This is a genomic window from Mycolicibacter sinensis (assembly GCF_001667375.1).
In the GTDB taxonomy this organism is placed as follows: domain Bacteria; phylum Actinomycetota; class Actinomycetes; order Mycobacteriales; family Mycobacteriaceae; genus Mycobacterium; species Mycobacterium sinense_A.
Genome location: NZ_LZIN01000060.1, coordinates 1 through 15,861, shown reverse-complemented (window position 1 = coordinate 15,861; position 15,861 = coordinate 1). Strand labels below are relative to the sequence as shown.

At 71.3% G+C, this 15,861-nt stretch carries 12 protein-coding genes; 9 read left to right on the top strand and 3 right to left on the bottom strand.

The window, feature by feature from the left end; genetic code table 11:
- Nucleotides 1-57: 57 nt before the first annotated feature.
- The 3 genes from A5771_RS11915 to A5771_RS11905 all read left to right on the top strand — a co-directional run bounded on the left by A5771_RS11915 (nucleotide 58) and on the right by A5771_RS11905 (nucleotide 3,268).
- On the top strand, nucleotides 58-1,095 hold the full coding sequence (locus A5771_RS11915) for a DUF3152 domain-containing protein (RefSeq protein WP_064855425.1): 1,038 nt from the start codon (nucleotides 58-60) through the stop codon (nucleotides 1,093-1,095).
- A gap of 91 nt (nucleotides 1,096-1,186) precedes the next feature.
- The gene (gene moeZ, locus A5771_RS11910) at nucleotides 1,187-2,365 is read left to right on the top strand and encodes an adenylyltransferase/sulfurtransferase MoeZ (protein ID WP_064855424.1); all 1,179 of its coding nucleotides are present in this window, start codon (nucleotides 1,187-1,189) and stop codon (nucleotides 2,363-2,365) included.
- Nucleotides 2,366-2,413: 48 nt separating this feature from the next.
- Nucleotides 2,414-3,268: a TIGR02569 family protein gene (locus A5771_RS11905; RefSeq protein WP_064855423.1), complete on the top strand. Its 855-nt coding sequence runs from the start codon at nucleotides 2,414-2,416 to the stop codon at nucleotides 3,266-3,268.
- An 87-nt stretch (nucleotides 3,269-3,355) separates the two neighbouring features.
- On the opposite strand, the gene A5771_RS11900 is transcribed toward A5771_RS11905, so the two are convergent.
- Both A5771_RS11900 and A5771_RS11895 read right to left on the bottom strand, forming a co-directional pair.
- A complete protein-coding gene (locus tag A5771_RS11900) occupies nucleotides 3,356-3,652 on the bottom strand; it encodes an MGMT family protein (RefSeq protein WP_064855422.1) in 297 nt (98 codons plus the stop codon).
- On the bottom strand, nucleotides 3,652-4,440 hold the full coding sequence (locus A5771_RS11895; RefSeq protein ID WP_064855421.1) for an alpha/beta fold hydrolase: 789 nt from the start codon (nucleotides 4,438-4,440) through the stop codon (nucleotides 3,652-3,654). The genes A5771_RS11900 and A5771_RS11895 overlap by 1 nt, the downstream gene beginning before the upstream one ends.
- A 58-nt stretch (nucleotides 4,441-4,498) precedes the next feature.
- Here A5771_RS11895 and A5771_RS11890 point away from each other — a divergent pair, with 58 nt between their 5' ends.
- From A5771_RS11890 to nudC, 4 genes are read left to right on the top strand one after another with little or no spacing between them, the layout of a single operon-like run.
- Nucleotides 4,499-7,657 carry an ATP-dependent helicase gene (locus A5771_RS11890; protein WP_064855461.1) on the top strand — a complete coding sequence of 1,053 codons (3,159 nt, stop codon included), beginning with the start codon at nucleotides 4,499-4,501 and terminating at the stop codon, nucleotides 7,655-7,657.
- Nucleotides 7,654-10,998, top strand: a complete 3,345-nt coding sequence (locus A5771_RS11885; RefSeq protein WP_064855462.1) for an ATP-dependent helicase — start codon at nucleotides 7,654-7,656, stop codon at nucleotides 10,996-10,998. Before A5771_RS11890 ends, A5771_RS11885 begins: the two co-directional genes overlap by 4 nt.
- Before the next feature lie 56 nt (nucleotides 10,999-11,054).
- Nucleotides 11,055-12,131: a potassium channel family protein gene (locus A5771_RS11880; RefSeq protein ID WP_064855420.1), complete on the top strand. Its 1,077-nt coding sequence runs from the start codon at nucleotides 11,055-11,057 to the stop codon at nucleotides 12,129-12,131.
- On the top strand, nucleotides 12,128-13,042 hold the full coding sequence (nudC, locus tag A5771_RS11875) for an NAD(+) diphosphatase (protein WP_064855419.1): 915 nt from the start codon (nucleotides 12,128-12,130) through the stop codon (nucleotides 13,040-13,042). The genes A5771_RS11880 and nudC overlap by 4 nt, the downstream gene beginning before the upstream one ends.
- A 14-nt stretch (nucleotides 13,043-13,056) precedes the next feature.
- Here the strand turns inward: nudC and A5771_RS11870 are convergent, their stop codons facing one another.
- On the bottom strand, nucleotides 13,057-13,317 hold the full coding sequence (locus tag A5771_RS11870) for a mycoredoxin (RefSeq protein ID WP_064855418.1): 261 nt from the start codon (nucleotides 13,315-13,317) through the stop codon (nucleotides 13,057-13,059).
- A 67-nt stretch (nucleotides 13,318-13,384) separates the two neighbouring features.
- Between A5771_RS11870 and A5771_RS11865 the strand changes: the two genes are divergently transcribed.
- Together A5771_RS11865 and A5771_RS21955 are read left to right on the top strand one after the other, a co-directional pair.
- Nucleotides 13,385-15,487: an ATP-dependent DNA helicase UvrD2 gene (locus tag A5771_RS11865; protein WP_064855417.1), complete on the top strand. Its 2,103-nt coding sequence runs from the start codon at nucleotides 13,385-13,387 to the stop codon at nucleotides 15,485-15,487.
- Nucleotides 15,488-15,727: 240 nt separating this feature from the next.
- Nucleotides 15,728-15,861: WhiB family transcriptional regulator (locus tag A5771_RS21955; protein ID WP_207545435.1), on the top strand; the 134-nt coding region annotated here is incomplete at its 3' end.

Below are 15,861 nucleotides of genomic sequence, written 5' to 3'. Positions count from 1 at the left end.
CCGCCCGCTGGCGCGGCGAAGAGTCCCAGCTCGCAGTGCTTGTGTCATCCTGAGAAGGTGACCTACGACCCGGGGCAGCACGGCGGCGGTCGAGCCCCGGTGCTTCGGGATCGTTTCCGCGAACCCCTGCGCGCGCAACGTGACCCGCTGGCCGCCGGCGCCGGGCGGCTGCGGTCGGACCGCGACGTCCATCGGCAGTGGCGCAAGCAGAGCTGGCTGGGCAGGTTCGTGTCCACCTACGGCTGGCGCGCCTATGCGCTGCCGGTGCTGATGGTGCTCACCGTGGTGGTGGTGTACCAGACCGTGACCGGAACCGGGGTGCGCGCGCCGGACATCGACGAGCCGGTCCAGGGCGGCCCGCCGACGATCGGGTCGGCCGGCACCTCGATCATCGGTGCGCCACCGCGGGGACTCACCGAATTCGACGTCAACCTGCCGACCGGCATGCTTCCCGACGGTGGGCCGTTCACCGAGGCCGGCGACATGGCGTGGCACATCATTCCCGGCACCGGATCGGTGTTCGGCCGGGGCAGCCAGAAGGTGTTCGCCTACACCATCGAGGTCGAGAACGGCATCGACACCACCGCCTTCGGCGGCGACGAGGCGTTCGCCCGGATGGTCGACCAGACCTTGCGCAACCCCAAGGGGTGGACGCACACGCCTCAGATCGGGTTCGTCCGGGTGGATGCGACCAGCGGCGTCGATCCCGATTTTCGGATCTCGCTGACGTCGCCGATGACGGTCCGGGAGGGCTGCGGCTACGAGATCCCTCTGGAGGCGTCCTGTTACAACCCGTCCTACGGGGCGAGGTCGGAACCGCGGGTGTTCATCAACGAGGCCCGCTGGGTTCGCGGCGCGGTGCCCTTCCAGGGCGACATCGGCTCCTACCGGCAGTACCTGATCAACCACGAGGTCGGTCACGCCCTCGGCTATCAGCACCACGAACCGTGCGAGAAGCAGGACGCCCTGGCCCCGGTGATGATGCAGCAGACGTTCGGCACCTCCAACGACGACGCGGCGAAGTTCGACCCGGACTGGGTCAAGCCCGACGGCAAGACCTGCCGGTTCAACCCGTGGCCCGCTCCGATTCCTTAGAAATCCGGTTCGGGAAGCGTCGCGGGCCGTTTGTCGTTGACCCGATCAACTGCTGTGATGGTGGTGGATGCGATTTTGAGGAGAGCTGTCGGTGTCGAATTCGCTGCCGCCGCTGGTGGAGCCGGCCGGCGAGCTGACCAGGGATGAAGTAACGCGCTACAGCCGCCACCTGATCATCCCGGACGTCGGCGTGCAGGGACAGCAGCGGCTCAAGAACGCCCGGGTGCTGGTGATCGGGGCCGGCGGGCTGGGCGCGCCGACGCTGCTGTACCTGGCGGCCGCCGGCGTCGGCACCCTCGGGATCGTCGACTTCGACGTCGTGGACGAATCCAACCTGCAGCGCCAGGTCATCCATGGCGTCGCCGATGTCGGCCGGTCCAAAGCCGAAAGCGCCCGCGACTCGATCAAGGCGATCAACCCGCTGGTCCGGGTGCGGCTGCACCAGCTCCGGCTTGCGCCGGACAACGCCGTCGAGCTGTTCTCCCAGTACGACCTGATCCTGGACGGCACCGACAATTTCGCCACCCGCTACCTGGTCAACGACGCCGCGGTGCTGGCGCACCGGCCCTACGTGTGGGGGTCGATCTTCCGTTTCGAGGGCCAGATTTCGGTGTTCTGGGAGGACGCGCCCAACGGCCGGGGCGTGAACTACCGGGACCTGTACCCCGAACCGCCGCCGCCGGGGATGGTGCCGTCCTGCGCCGAGGGCGGTGTGCTGGGGGTGCTGTGCGCATCCGTCGGGTCGGTGATGGGCACCGAGGCGATCAAGTTGATCACCGGGATCGGCGAGTCGCTGCTGGGCCGGTTGATGATCTACGACGCCCTGGAGATGAGCTACCGCACCATCGCGATCCGCAAGGACCCCTCTACGCCCAAGATCACCGAGCTGATCGATTACGAGGCGTTCTGCGGGCTGGTCTCCGACGAGGCGGCCGAGGCGGCGGACGGCTCCACCATCACGCCGGCCGAGCTGCGGGAGCTGCTGGACTCCGGGCGGCCGCTGGCGCTGATCGATGTGCGCGAACCGGCGGAATGGGAGATCAACCGGATCGAGGGGGCCCGGCTGGTTCCGCAGTCGACGATCAACTCCGGCGAGGGGCTGGCGACCCTGCCCCAGGATCGGATGTCGGTGCTGTACTGCAAGACCGGCGTCCGCTCGGCGGCGGCCCTGGCGACTCTGAAGAAGGCCGGATTCGCCGACGCGGTCCATCTGCAGGGGGGAATTGTGGCGTGGGCCAAGCAGATGCAACCCGACATGGTGATGTACTGACCGGCGGTTCAGCGAGGCTCGCTTGTAGTTACCGCTTAGGCTGACCGTGTGACTGTCGAGCCGCCGCCTGAGCATGTGCTGGCGACGTTCGGCCTTCGCGGCGCCGCGCCCACCCCGCTGGCCGCCGGCTGGGAGGACGGCTGGAAATGCGGGGAAGTGGTGGTGTCCATGGTGGCCGACCACGCCAGGGCCGCGTGGTCGGCGAAGGTGCGCGAGACGCTGTTCGCCGACGGCATCCGGCTGGCCCGGCCGGTGCGCTCCACCGACGGACGCTATGTGGTGTCGGGCTGGCGGGCCGACACCTTCGTGGCCGGCAGCCCGGAGCCCCGTCACGACGAGGTGGTCTCCGCGGCGGTTCGGCTGCATGAGGCCACCGCCAAATTGGAGCGGCCGCGTTTCCTCACCCAGGCGCCGGTGGCGCCGTGGGCGGACGTCGACGTGTTCATCGCCGCCGATCGGGCGGCGTGGGAGGAACGGCCGTTCGCCTCGCTGCAGGCCGGCGCCCGGCTGGCCCCGGGCTCGGTGGACGGTCAGCGCTCGATCGACCTGATCAATCAGCTCGCCACCTTGCGCAAACCCACCAAGGGTTCCAGCCAGTTGGTGCACGGGGATCTCTATGGCACGGTGCTGTTTTCCGGCGCCGCGGCGCCCGGCATCACCGACATCACGCCGTACTGGCGCCCGCCGTCGTGGGCTGCCGGGGTGGTGGTGGTGGACGCCCTGTCGTGGGGGGAGGCCGACGACGGGCTCATCGAACGTTGGGAGTCACTGCCCGAGTGGCCGCAAATGTTGTTGCGCGCGTTGATGTTCCGGCTCGCGGTGCACGCCCTGCACCCGCGGTCGACGGCCGAGGCCTTCCCTGGCCTGGCGCGCACCGCGGCGCTGGTGCGCTTGGCGCTGTAAGCGGTCCTTCGTCGCGCCGAGCGTGTACTCAGTGCGATCTGCAGCGGATTTTTTCGCAATGGTGACACGTTGGGCGACTGGGCGTTATCAGAACCGGTGACGCGCGGTGCGCAGATCCACCTTGCCGTTGTCGGCCAGAATCCCTTCGGCGCGAAGCCGTTCCAACTGCCGGATGCTCAGGTGTGGCGCCGGCTGACCGGATGCCCGGATCACCCGATGCCACGGCAAGTCGGCGGAATCGGTGCGCATGATCCATCCGACGATGCGAGGGCTGGAAAGCCCTGCTGCCGAGGCGATGTCGCCGTAAGTAGCGACCCGGCCGGCGGGGATCGCGGCGACCAGCGCACGCACCCGCTCGACCTGCTCGTCGGTGACCGTTGCCATCAGGGCAACCGAGCGCGGATCAACTCGGCAACCTCGCCGGGTCTGGCGTGCGGCACCATGTGCTGGCAATCGAGGTCCACCAGCCGGAAGTCCGCTCCCAGTCGGGCCCGCAGCGCGGCGATGAGGTTCTCGCCCACATAGGGCGGTGAGGTTCGGCGTGCCCGCACCAGCGTGGTGGCGGTACCCGGGGCCGGCAGGACGATGTCGCGGGCCAGCTCGCTCCAGTACGACATCATCGCCGGGACGCTGATGCGCCAGCCGACACGCCCGCTCGGCAAGGTGATGAGGTGTTCGTCGACTTCGGCGTCCAGTACGGAGGCGTCGACGTCCGACCAGGAGCCATGTTCCTTTTCGGCGCGGGCTTCGGCGGGATCGGGGTAATCCGGGGAGGCCAGCATCGCGTCGGCGATCCGGGCCATCCACTCCCCGTCCAGGCCGATCGCCGGGTCGAGCAGCACCAGGGCGGCCACCAGATCCGGGTGCTCGACGGCCAGGTGCAAGGCGACGGCCCCGCCGAACGAATGCGCGACGACCGCGACGGGCCCGTCGGCGGAGCGCTCCAGCAGTGCGGCCAGCGCCGTCACATTGGCGTCGATGGTCCACGGTGCCGCCCACGACGAGTGGCCGTGACCGATCAGATCCGGTGCCGCGACGCTGAATTCACCCAGATGATCTTCGGCCAAGTGTTGCCAGCGCTGACCGTGGCCGGTCAGGCCGTGGATCGCCAGGATCTGGACCGGCCCGGGTGGTCCGTAGCGGTGCACGTGCAGGAGATGATCGGAATTCACCCGTCGATGGTGCCAGCCGCGGCCGGAGTTGTCAGAGGGCAGTGCTGTCATGGGCGGTATGACGCAGCACCGGGGATCGCATGCCGCCGAAGCGCGCGTCGCGCTGGATCCGGCAGGGCGCGGTGTGCTGCGGGTGCTCGGCGGGCCCGGGACCGGTAAGACCAGCCTGCTGCTCGACACGGCGGTCGCCCACGTCGCCGACGGCCTCGACCCCGAATCGGTGCTGCTACTCACCCCCGGCCGCATCGGCACCGCTGCACGCGCCGCGGTGACGGCGGCGCTGCTGCGGGCCCGCCCGCCCGGCCGGCCGGTGATCCGGGAATCCGTTGTGCGCACCGTGCACGGCTACGCCTTCGCGGTGCTGCAGCGCGCCGCGCGCCGGGCCGAGGCCGCACCGCCCCGGCTGGTCACCGGGGCCGAGCAGGACAGCGTCATCCGCGAACTGCTCGCCGGTGACGGACCCGGAGCCTGGCCGCCGTCGTTGCACGCAGCGCTGGCCACCGACGGCTTCGCCACCGAACTGCGGGACTTGATGGCGCGCTGCGCCGAACGCGGCGTCGACCCGGCCGAGTTGGTCCGGCTCGGCAAGCGGTGCCGCCGCCCGGAGTGGGCCGCCGCCGGCCGCTTCGCCCGGCAGTACGAGCAGGTGATGCTGCTTCGCGCGGCGGTCGGCACCGCGGCACCGCAGGCGACCACGCCGGCCCTGGGTGCCGCCGAACTGGTCGGGGCCGCGTTGGAGGCCTTCGCGGCCGACCCCGACCTGCTGGTCGAGGAACGCCGCCGGATCCGGTTGCTGCTGGTCGACGACGCGCAGCAACTCGACCCGCAGGCGGCCCGGCTGGTGCGGGTGCTCGCCGCCGGCGTGCAGCGCAGCGTCATCGCCGGCGATGCCGATCAGGCGGTGTTCGGGTTCCGCGGTGCTGAGCCCGCCGCCCTGCTCACCGACGACGCACCCGCGGTGCAGCTCTCGGTCTCGCACCGCTGCGCCCCGGCGGTGGCTAACGCCATCAACGCCGTCGCCGCCCGACTGCCCGGGCCCGGGCCCGTCCGCCGCCTCGAGGGCAGCGGGCCCGACGTCGGCTCGGTCGCCGTGCGCACCGCGGCCTCCGGTCATGCCGAGGCCGCGTTGATCGCCGACACGCTGCGGCGCGCCCACCTCCTTGACGGCGTGCCGTGGTCACAGATGGCGGTGATCGTCCGCTCGGTGCCGCGCGCGGCGGCCCGCTTGCCCCGCACCCTGGCCGCCGCCGGCATTCCGGTGACCCTGCCCGCACCCGGTGGCCTGCTGGCCGAGCAGCCGGCGGTGGCCGCCCTGCTGAGCGTGCTGGAGTGCGCCGCCGACGGTGTCGACGGCCGTCGGGCGCTGGAACTGCTCACCGGCCCGATCGGGCGCATGGATCCGATCTCGCTGCGGCAGTTGCAGCGCATCCTGCGCCGCGGCGGCGCCCCGGAAGCAGATTCCGGCGGTTCAGCGAGGCTCGACGGAGGAGAGGCGAAGCTGGGACCGCCGCATGAGCCCGGCGACCGGTTGGCGGCGGTGTTGTCCGGTGACTCCGGCCAGCTGCCGGCCGCTCATGTGCGCCCGCTGCGGCGGGTGCGCGCGGTGCTGCAGGCCGCGGCCCGCAGCCACGCCGACGGCCGGGACCCGTACTACACGCTGTGGCAGGCCTGGAATCGGTCCGGGCTGCAGCAGCGCTGGTTGTCGGCGACCGAGCGCGGCGGGACGGCCGGCGCCCAAGCCGGCCGGGACCTGGACGCGGTGACCGCGCTGTTCGATCTCGCCGAGCAGTACACCGCGCGTACCGCCGGCGCGACGCTCGCCGGGCTCGTCGACCATGTCAGCGCCATGCAACTGGTGATGCCCCGGGCCGAGCCCGCGACCGGCGCCGAGGCGGTCGCTGTGCTCAGCGCGCATGCCGCCCTGGGCCGCGAGTGGGATCTGGTCGTCATCGCCGGTGTGCAGGAAGGGCTGTGGCCCAACACCGTTCCGCGTGGCGGCGTGCTGGGCACCCAGCGGCTGCTGGACACCCTGCACGGCCTCGGTGACGATGTCTCGGCCCGCGCACCACTGCTGGCCGAGGAGCGGCGGCTGCTGGTGGCGGCGCTGGGCCGGGCGCGTCGCCGGGTGATGATCACCGCCGTCGACGGGGAAGGGGACGGCAGCGCCGAGGAGCAGATCCCGTCGGAGTTCGTCACCGAACTCGCGGCCTGCGTGATGCCCGACGTCGCCCGGACGCCGGCGCCGCCGGTCGTGGCTCCGCCGGTGCTGTCGGCAGCCGGGCTGGTGGGTCGACTGCGCGCTGTGGTCTGCGCGCCGGAAGCAGAGGTGGGCGATACCGAACGTGCCGACGCCGCAACGCAATTGGCACGGCTGGCGGCTGCCGGGGTGTCGGGCGCCGACCCGGCCGACTGGTACGGCGCGGCGCCGGTGAGCACCGAGGAACCGCTGTGGCGCGCCGAGGACGGGCGGGGGGTCACGCTGTCGCCCTCGGCGTTGCAGAGCCTGCTGGACTGCCCGCTGCGCTGGCTGGCCGAGCGACACGGCGGGACCGACGGCCGTGACCTGCGCTCGACGATCGGGTCGGTGATGCACGCCCTGGTCGCCGAATCGGCCGTCACAGCAGAGGAATTGCTGGCCGAGTTGGACCGGGCCTGGCAGCAGCTGCCGTTCGAGTCGGCGTGGTACTCGGCCAACGAACATCAGCGGCACCGCGCCGTGATCGAGACGTTTCTGGCGTGGCGGACACAGACCCGGGGTGAGCTCACCGAGGTCGGCACCGAGGTCGCCTTCGACGGGGTGATCGACGCCGGGGAGGGAGTGCGGCTCCGCGGCCGGATCGATCGGGTCGAACGTGACGCCGCCGGACGGTTGGTGGTCGTCGACGTCAAGACCGCCAAGACCCCGATCAGCAAGGACGACGCGCAACAACATGCGCAGCTGGCCGTCTACCAGCTCGCGGCCGAAGCCGGTCTGCTCGGATCCGGTGAGCAGCCCGGTGGCGCCCGGCTGGTTTACCCGGCCAAGCCCGGAGCCGGCGGCGCCACCGAGCGCGAACAGAACCCGCTCACCGCCGAAACCGGCGGCCAGTGGCGCGAGCGGATCGCGCAGGCGGCGGCGGCCACCGCCGGTCCGCAGTTCACCGCCCGGGTCAACGACGGCTGCCGGCACTGCCCGATCCAGCCGATCTGTCCGGCCCACACGCGGAGCGGCGCATGAACCCGCATTACAGCCCGGCCGAGCTGGCGGAGGCGCTCGGCTTGCACCAGCCCACCGCGGAACAGGCCGCGGTCATCGCCGCGCCGCCGGGCCCGCTGGTGGTGATCGCCGGAGCCGGCGCCGGTAAAACCGAGACGATGGCCGCCCGGGTGGTGTGGCTGGTCGCCAACGGCTACGCCGACCCGGGCCAGGTGCTGGGGCTGACGTTCACCCGCAAGGCCGCCGGCCAATTGCTGCGCCGGGTGCGCTCCCGGTTGGCCCGGCTGGCCGGCGCCGGTCTGATGACCGCCGAACCCGATACCACTGGGCCGGCCGCCCCTACGGTCAGCACCTACCACGCGTTCGCCGGCGCGCTGCTGCGCGAGCACGGGTTGCTGTTGGGCATCGAGCCCGACACCCGGCTGCTCACCGAGACCGGGTTGTGGCAGCTGGCGTACGAGGTGGTCAGCGGCTACCCCGGCGAGCTGCGCACCGACCGGGATCCGGCCGCGATCACCTCGATGGTGTTGCGCCTGGCCGGACAGCTGGCCGAACACCTGGTGGACACCGAGGCGCTGCGAGACACCCACCTGGAGTTGGAGCGCCTGGTCCACACCCTGCCGCCGGGCCCACGTCAGCGCGCCGAACCCAACCAGACGTTGCTCAAGATGCTCGACACCCAGACCGAACGTGCGCAGCTGGTACCGCTTATCGACGCCCTGCATCAGCGGATGCGGGCGGAGCGGGTGATGGACTTCGGTGCGCAGATGGCCACCGCCGCGCGGCTGGCCCAGGCTGACGAGTCCGTCGGCGCCCGGCTGCGCGCCACCTACCGGGTGGTGCTGCTCGATGAATACCAGGACACCGGGCACGCCCAGCGCATCGCATTGTCGGCACTGTTCGGCGGGGGAGCCGACGACGGCCTCGCGCTGACCGCAGTCGGCGACCCGATTCAGTCGATCTACGGCTGGCGCGGCGCCTCGGCCACCAACCTGCCGCGCTTTGCCACCGACTTCCCGCTCTCCGACGGCACCCCGGCCCCCACCTTGGAGCTGCGGACGAGCTGGCGCAACCCGCCGGAGGTGCTGCACGTGGCCAACGAAATCTCCGCCGAGGCGAGGCGGCGCTCGGTCACCGTGCACACGCTGCGGGCACGCCCGGATGCGGCACCGGGCGAGGTGCGGCTCGCGCTGCTGCCCGACCTGACCGCCGAACACCAGTGGGTCGCCGAGGCGCTGCAGCGCCGGTACCGCCAAGCCGAGGCTGAGGGTGCCGCCCCGCCCACCGCGGCGGTGCTGGTGCGGCGCAACGCCGACGCCGCGCCGTTCGCCGAGGCGATCCGGGCCCGGGGCGTCCCGGTGGAGGTGGTCGGGCTGGCCGGACTGCTGTCGGTGCCCGAAGTCGCCGACCTGGTGGCGATGCTGCGGCTGGTTTCCGAGCCGGCGGCCGGGGCGGCGGCGATCCGGGTGCTGACCGGCGCGCGGTGGCGGCTCGGCGCCGCCGACCTGGCCGCGCTGTGGCGGCGCGCCGCCGAGCTGGTCCGCCCCGACCAGGCGACCGGGCCGGTTTCGGCCGCCGAGATCGCCGCGCAGGCCGGACCTGATTCCGACACCGCCTGCCTGGCGGACGCGCTGGCCGATCCCGGGCCGGCGGAGCGTTATTCGGCCACCGGGTACCGGCGCATCCTCGCACTGGCCGAGGAGCTGACCGCGCTGCGCGGTCACCTGTGGCATCCGCTGCCCGATCTGGTGGCCGAGGTGCGCCGGCTGCTGGGCCTGGATTGTGAGGTGCTCGCCGCGCAGCCGGTGGCCGCCGGGTTGGGCACCGAACAGCTCGACGCGTTCGCCGACGTGGTCGCCGGGTATGTGGAGGACGTCGGCGGCCCGGCATCCCTGCCGGGTCTGCTGGCGTACCTGGATGCGGCCGCCGTGGTGGAGAACGGGTTGGCGCCGGCCACGCCGGTGGTCGCCGCTGACCGGGTCCAGGTCCTCACCGTGCACGCCGCCAAAGGATTGGAATGGCAGGTGGTGGCGGTGCCGCACCTGGTGGCGCGGGTGTTCCCGTCGACCGCGTCGCGGCGCAGCTGGCTCTCCGACGCCGCCGAGTTGCCGCCGCTGCTGCGCGGTGACCGCGCCGAGCATCAACCCGGCGGTTCAGCGAGGCTCGACGGAGGAGAGCCGAAGCTGGGACCGCCGCATGAACCCGGCGGTTCAGCGAGGCTCGACGGAGGAGAGCCGAAGCTGGGACCGCCGCATGAACCCGGCGCGCACGGTGTCCCAGTGCTCGACACCGGCGCGGTCACCAATCGAAAGCAGCTGTCCGACACTATCTCCGAGCATCAGCGCCGGCTGGATCAGCGCCGGGTCGACGAAGAGCGCCGGCTGCTCTACGTCGCGGTCACCCGCGCCGAGGACACCCTGTTGGTCTCCGGTCACCACTGGGGATTCGGTGAGACCAAGCCGCGTGGACCGTCGGAATTTTTGACCGAACTCAAGGCGGTCATCGAGGAGTCCGGTGCCGGTGTCATCGAACACTGGACGCCGGCGCCGGCCGACGGTGAGCCAAACCCGTTGTGCGACAGCGCCGCGGAAGCGGTTTGGCCGACAGACCCGCTCGGCTCGCGCCGCGATTCCGTGCTAGCCGGAGCCGCACTGGTCGCCGCCGCGATGGCCGGGGGCTCCGCGGCGTCGGCCGACAGTCCGTGGGCCGCCGACGTCGACGCGCTGCTGGCCGAGCGGGCCCTGGCCGCCGCACAACCGGCCCGGACGCTGCCCAGCCAGGTCTCGGTGAGCAATCTGGTCGAGCTGAGCCGCGACCCGGCCGGTGCGGCGCAGCGGCTGACCCGCCGCCTCCCCACCCGCCCGGACCCGCATGCGTTGCTGGGCACCGCGTTCCACGACTGGGTGCAACGGCTCTACGGCGCCGAGCGGCTCTTCGAGCTCGACGATCTACCCGGCGCGGCCGACGCCGACACCGCCAGGGTCGACGCGCAGGAGCTGGCCGGCCTGCAGGAGGCGTTTTTGGGCTCGCCGTGGGCGGCCCGCTCACCGGTCGCCGTGGAGGTGCCCTTCGAGATGGCCGTCGGGCAGACCCTGGTGCGCGGGCGGATCGACGCGGTCTTCGCCGAGCCGGACGGCGGCGTCACCGTGGTGGACTGGAAGACCGGTGCGGCCCCGGCCGGGCCGGAGGCGCAGCGGCACGCCACGGTTCAGCTCGGGGTGTACCGGCTGGCGTGGGCCGCGCTGACCGGCTGCCCGGAATCGAAGGTGCGGGCCGCGTTCCACTATGTGCGCACTGGCACGACCGTCGTCCCCGACGAACTGCCCGAGCTCGCCGAGCTGACCGCGCTGCTCAACGGTTGATGACCCGTGTGGTTACAGTGGGTCCGTGCGTCAGGTGCGACCGATGACCGCCCGTCGTGGCAGGAGCTAGCTGGCGACGGCTGCGTCGTCTCGATGAGACGCTGACCGCCCAGCCCAGTCACGCGCTCGTCAGCGTGCTGCGTATCCCGCAGGGGCAGTCCAGCCCCGGGCGCACCGTCTACCGTCGCAGCCTGATCGCGCTGGGGGCTCTGCTGATCTCCACGATCTTCGTCTACGTCGACCGGGACGGCTACATCGATGTGCAAGGCGAGCGGCTGACCTTCCTGGACTGCCTGTATTACTCGGCCGTGACGCTGTCCACCACCGGATACGGTGACATCACACCGGTGACCCAGTTCTCTCGCACGATCAACGTCCTGGTTCTCACCCCGCTGCGGGTCGCGTTCCTGATTCTGTTGGTCGGAACGACCGTGGAGGCGTTCACCGACACTTCCCGACAGGCCTTCCGTATTCAGCGTTGGAGGAAAAGAGTGCGCGACCACACCATCGTCATCGGGTACGGCACCAAGGGCAAAACCGCGATCGCCGCGATGCTCGGCGACGACGAGACCACTCCGAGCGACATCGTCGTGGTGGACACCGACCGGGCGGTGCTGGAACGGGCGAAGAGCGCCGGGTTCGTGACGGTGGACGGCGACGCCACCAGGTCCGACGTGCTGCGGCTGGCCAGCGCCCAGCGCGCAGCGGCGATCGTGGTCGCCACCGGCGACGACGCCAACGCGGCACTGGTGACCCTGACCGCCCGCGAGATCGCCCCCGAGGCCACCATCGTGGCGGCGATCCGGGAAGCCGAGAACCAGCACCTGCTCGAGCAGTCCGGCGCCAACTCGGTGGTGGTGTCATCCGAGACCGCCGGCCGGCTGCTCGGCATCGCCACCACCACCCCGAACGTCGTGGAGATCATCGAGGATCTGCTCACCCCGGATGCCGGCTACTCCATCGCCGAGCGGGAGGTGGAGCAGAAAGAGGTCGGCGCCTCGGCGAAGCATCTCACCGAAATCGTGCTCGCCGTGGTCCGTGACGGGCAGCTGCTGCGGCTGGACGCACCGGAAGTGGACGCGATCGAGACCGGTGACCGGCTGCTCTACGTGCGCACGGTGGGTAACCAGTGAGTTTTCAGCTGCGCCAGGTGCCCCTGCTATCGCGGGTCGGCGCCGACCGGGCCGACCAGTTGCGCACCGACACCGACGCGGCCGTCGCCGGCTGGTCTGCCGCTGCGCTGTTGCGGGTCGATCCCCGCAACCAGGTGCTGGTCGCCGACGGCCGGGTGGTGTTGCACGACGCCGGTGAACTCGGCGACGCGCCCCCACCCGACGCGGTGTTCCTGGGCCGCCTCGAAGACGGCCGGCACGTCTGGGCGCTCCGTGGTGCGCTGCAGGCGCCGCCCGACGCCGACGTCTCGGTGCTGGACCTGCGGGCCATCGGAGACGTCTTCGACGACACCAGCGCACAGCTGGTGTCCTCGGCCATCGCCTTGCTGAATTGGCATGAGAACGCACGGTTTTCCGCCGTCGACGGCACACCGACCAAACCGGTGCGCGGCGGGTGGGCGCGGGTCAACCCCGTCACCGGCGCCGAAGAGTTCCCCCGGATCGATCCTGCGGTGATCTGCCTGGTGCACGACGGCGCCGACCGGGCGGTGCTGGCCCGCCAGCACAACTGGCCGGTGCGGATGTTCTCGCTGCTGGCCGGGTTCGTCGAGGCGGGCGAGTCGTTCGAAGCCTGCGTGGTCCGGGAGGTCCACGAGGAGGTCGGGCTGGCCGTGCGCGACGTCAGCTACCTGGGCAGCCAGCCCTGGCCGTTCCCGCGCTCGCTGATGGTGGGCTTTCACGCTGTCGCCGAGCCGGGCCAGGAGTTCGTGTTCAGCGACGGTGAGATCACCGAGGCTGCCTGGTTCACCCGCGACGAGGTGCGCGCCGCTTTAGCTGCCGGGGCCTGGAACGGTGGGTCGGCGGAGGCGAAACTACTGCTGCCCGGGTCGATCTCGATCGCCCGGACGATCATCGAGTCCTGGGTCGGCTGATCCCGCAAAGGCGATCAGCTGCTGAGCCGATCCAGTTTCGCCTTGACCTCGCGGCCGGTCGGGTTGGTCAGCGTCGAGCCGTCGGCGAAGCGCAGCGTCGGCACCGTGCGGTTGCCCCCGTTGGCTTCCTCGACGAACTTGGCGGCGGTGGGATCGGACTCGATATCGATCTCGTCGTAGCCGATCTCGAACTTCTCCAGGGCCTTCTTGAGCTGGCGGCAGTAACCGCACCACTGCGTGGTGTACATGATGAGCGGCGGATCGCTAACAGTCATAGTGCCCAACGCTAGTCGCTGAGGATGGCGGGCCGCTCGCGGCCGGGCGTCGGAGGTCCCTGTCAAGATGGACGCCATGGATGCGCTCATCGCCGGCCTGGATGACGAGCAGCGCGCCGCCGTCCTGGCGCCTCGGGGGCCGGTGTGCGTGCTGGCCGGTGCCGGGACCGGCAAAACCCGCACCATCACCCACCGGATCGCCCAGCTGGTGGCGGCCGGTCATGTCGCGCCCGGGCAGGTGCTGGCGGTGACGTTCACCCAGCGTGCCGCCGGTGAGATGCGCTCGCGGCTGCGCGCCCTGGGCTCGGCCGCCGGCAACCCGGCCGGCGTCGGCGCGGTGCAGGCGCTGACGTTCCACGCCGCCGCGCGCCGGCAGCTGCGCTACTTCTGGCCGCGGGTGGTCGGCGACACCGCCTGGGAACTGCTGGACCGCAAGTTCGGGGTGGTCGCCCGGGCCGCCGGCCACGCCGGGCTGCGCCTCTCCAACGACGACGTGCGCGACGTGGCCGGCGAGATCGAGTGGGCCAAGGCCTCCCTGATCGGGCCGGAGCAGTACCCGGAGGCGGTGGCGGCCGCCGGACGGGACACCCCGATCGAGGCCACCAAGCTGGCCGACGTCTACGCCGGCTATGAGGCGCTGAAGGCCCGCGGCGAAGTGGCCATGCTCGACTTCGACGATCTGTTGTTGCACACCGCCGCCGCGATCGAGAACGACGCGGCCGTGGCCGCCGAATTCCGGGACCGCTACCGCTGCTTCGTGGTCGACGAATACCAGGACGTCACCCCGCTGCAGCAGCGGGTGCTGTCGGCTTGGCTGGGCCAGCGCGACGATTTGACCGTGGTCGGTGACGCCAACCAGACCATCTACTCGTTCACCGGTGCCTCGCCGCGCTACTTGCTCGACTTCACCCGCCGGTTCCCCGACGCCGCCCTGGTGCGCCTGGAACGCGACTACCGCTCCACCCCGGAGGTGGTGTCGCTGGCCAATCGGGTGATCGCCGCGGCCCGCGGACGGGTGGCCGGCAGCAAACTCAAACTCATCGGTCAGCGCGAGTCCGGCCCGGCACCGACGTTTCGGGAGTATCCCGACGAAGTCGCCGAGGCCGCCGGGGCGGCCAAGTCGATCGCCCGGCTGATCGAGGGCGGCACCGCGCCGGCCGAGATCGCCGTGCTCTACCGGATCAACGCGCAGTCGGAGGTCTACGAGGAGGCCCTTACCGAGGCCGGGATCGCCTATCAGGTCCGCGGGGGAGAGGGCTTCTTCACCCGCCAGGAGATCCGGCAGGCGCTGGTGGCGCTGCGACGCGCAGCAGAGCGTGGCGCCGACGGGCCGCTACCTGACGTCGTGCGCCAGGTCCTCGAACCGCTCGGGCTGACGGCCGAACCGCCGAGCGGGGCCAAGGCCCGGGAACGCTGGGAGGCGCTGGGCGCGCTGGCCGAACTGGTCGACGACGAAGTGGCACAGCGCCCCGACCTGGATCTGACCGGACTGCTGGCCGAACTGCGGATGCGCGCCGACTCCCGCCACCCGCCGACGGTGCAGGGCGTCACGCTGGCCTCGCTGCACGCCGCCAAGGGACTGGAATGGGACGCGGTGTTTTTGGTGGGCCTGGCCGACGGCACCCTGCCCATCTCGCACGCCCTGGCGCACGGCCCGGACAGCGAGGCCGTCGAGGAGGAACGCCGGCTGCTCTACGTCGGCGTCACCCGCGCCCGGGTGCACTTGGCGTTGAGCTGGGCGCTGGCGCGTGCCCCGGGCGGGCGGGCGTCGCGCAAACCGTCGCGGTTCCTCAGCGGGATCGCGCCGCAGGCCGCAGAACCGGCTGGTCGCGGTTCCTCCTCCCGGCGCCGGGCCCGCGGCGCTCCGAAGCACTGCCGGGTCTGCAACAAGGAGCTGAGCACACCGGCGGCCATCATGCTGAGCCGGTGCGAGACTTGCGCGGCCGACGTCGACACCGAGCTGCTGGTGGCGCTCAAAGATTGGCGACTGCGCACCGCCACGGAGCTGAAAGTGCCTGCCTACATAGTCTTTTCGGACAACACGCTGACCGCGATCGCGGAGATGCTGCCCGTCGACGAGGCCGCTCTGGTGGCCATTCCGGGCATCGGTGCGCGCAAGCTCGAACAGTTCGGTTCCGACGTGCTCGAGCTGGTCCGCAACCGGGACTGAACGCGCAGGTCAGAAATTCGGTTGTGCATCCCGGGCGGCAACCGTTAACCTGCCTAACCATGAACACCCCGAACACGATCGGCGTACGTGCGGCTGCCGCGGCGGCGCATGCCGCTGCCGGCGTGTCCGTGCATCGGGGTTTTGTCTAACGCATCAGCTCAAGCCGCCCGATGGCCACGGACCCAGACCAGGATCCGTGGCCATATTTTTTTGCGTTATTCCCAGAACAGGTGACCAGCGATGATGAAGAACCAACCCGAGCTTCCGTGTAATCGTGATCCCGACCTGTGGTTCGCCGACGACCCCGCGGACCTGGAGCGGGCCAAAGCGCTCTGCGCCGGCTGCCCGATCCGCCGGCAGTGCCTGGCGCTGGC

Bases quoted from the DNA above. Each gene is read 5' to 3' on its own strand.
- A5771_RS11885 (WP_064855462.1), top strand. From the start codon at position 7,654: ATGAACCCGCATTACAGCCCGGCCGAGCTGGCGGAGGCGCTCGGCTTG.
- A5771_RS11890 (WP_064855461.1), top strand. From the start codon at position 4,499: ATGACGCAGCACCGGGGATCGCATGCCGCCGAAGCGCGCGTCGCGCTG.
- A5771_RS11865 (WP_064855417.1), top strand. From the start codon at position 13,385: ATGGACGCCATGGATGCGCTCATCGCCGGCCTGGATGACGAGCAGCGC.
- A5771_RS11870 (WP_064855418.1), bottom strand. From the start codon at position 13,317: ATGACTGTTAGCGATCCGCCGCTCATCATGTACACCACGCAGTGGTGC.
- A5771_RS11900 (WP_064855422.1), bottom strand. From the start codon at position 3,652: ATGGCAACGGTCACCGACGAGCAGGTCGAGCGGGTGCGTGCGCTGGTC.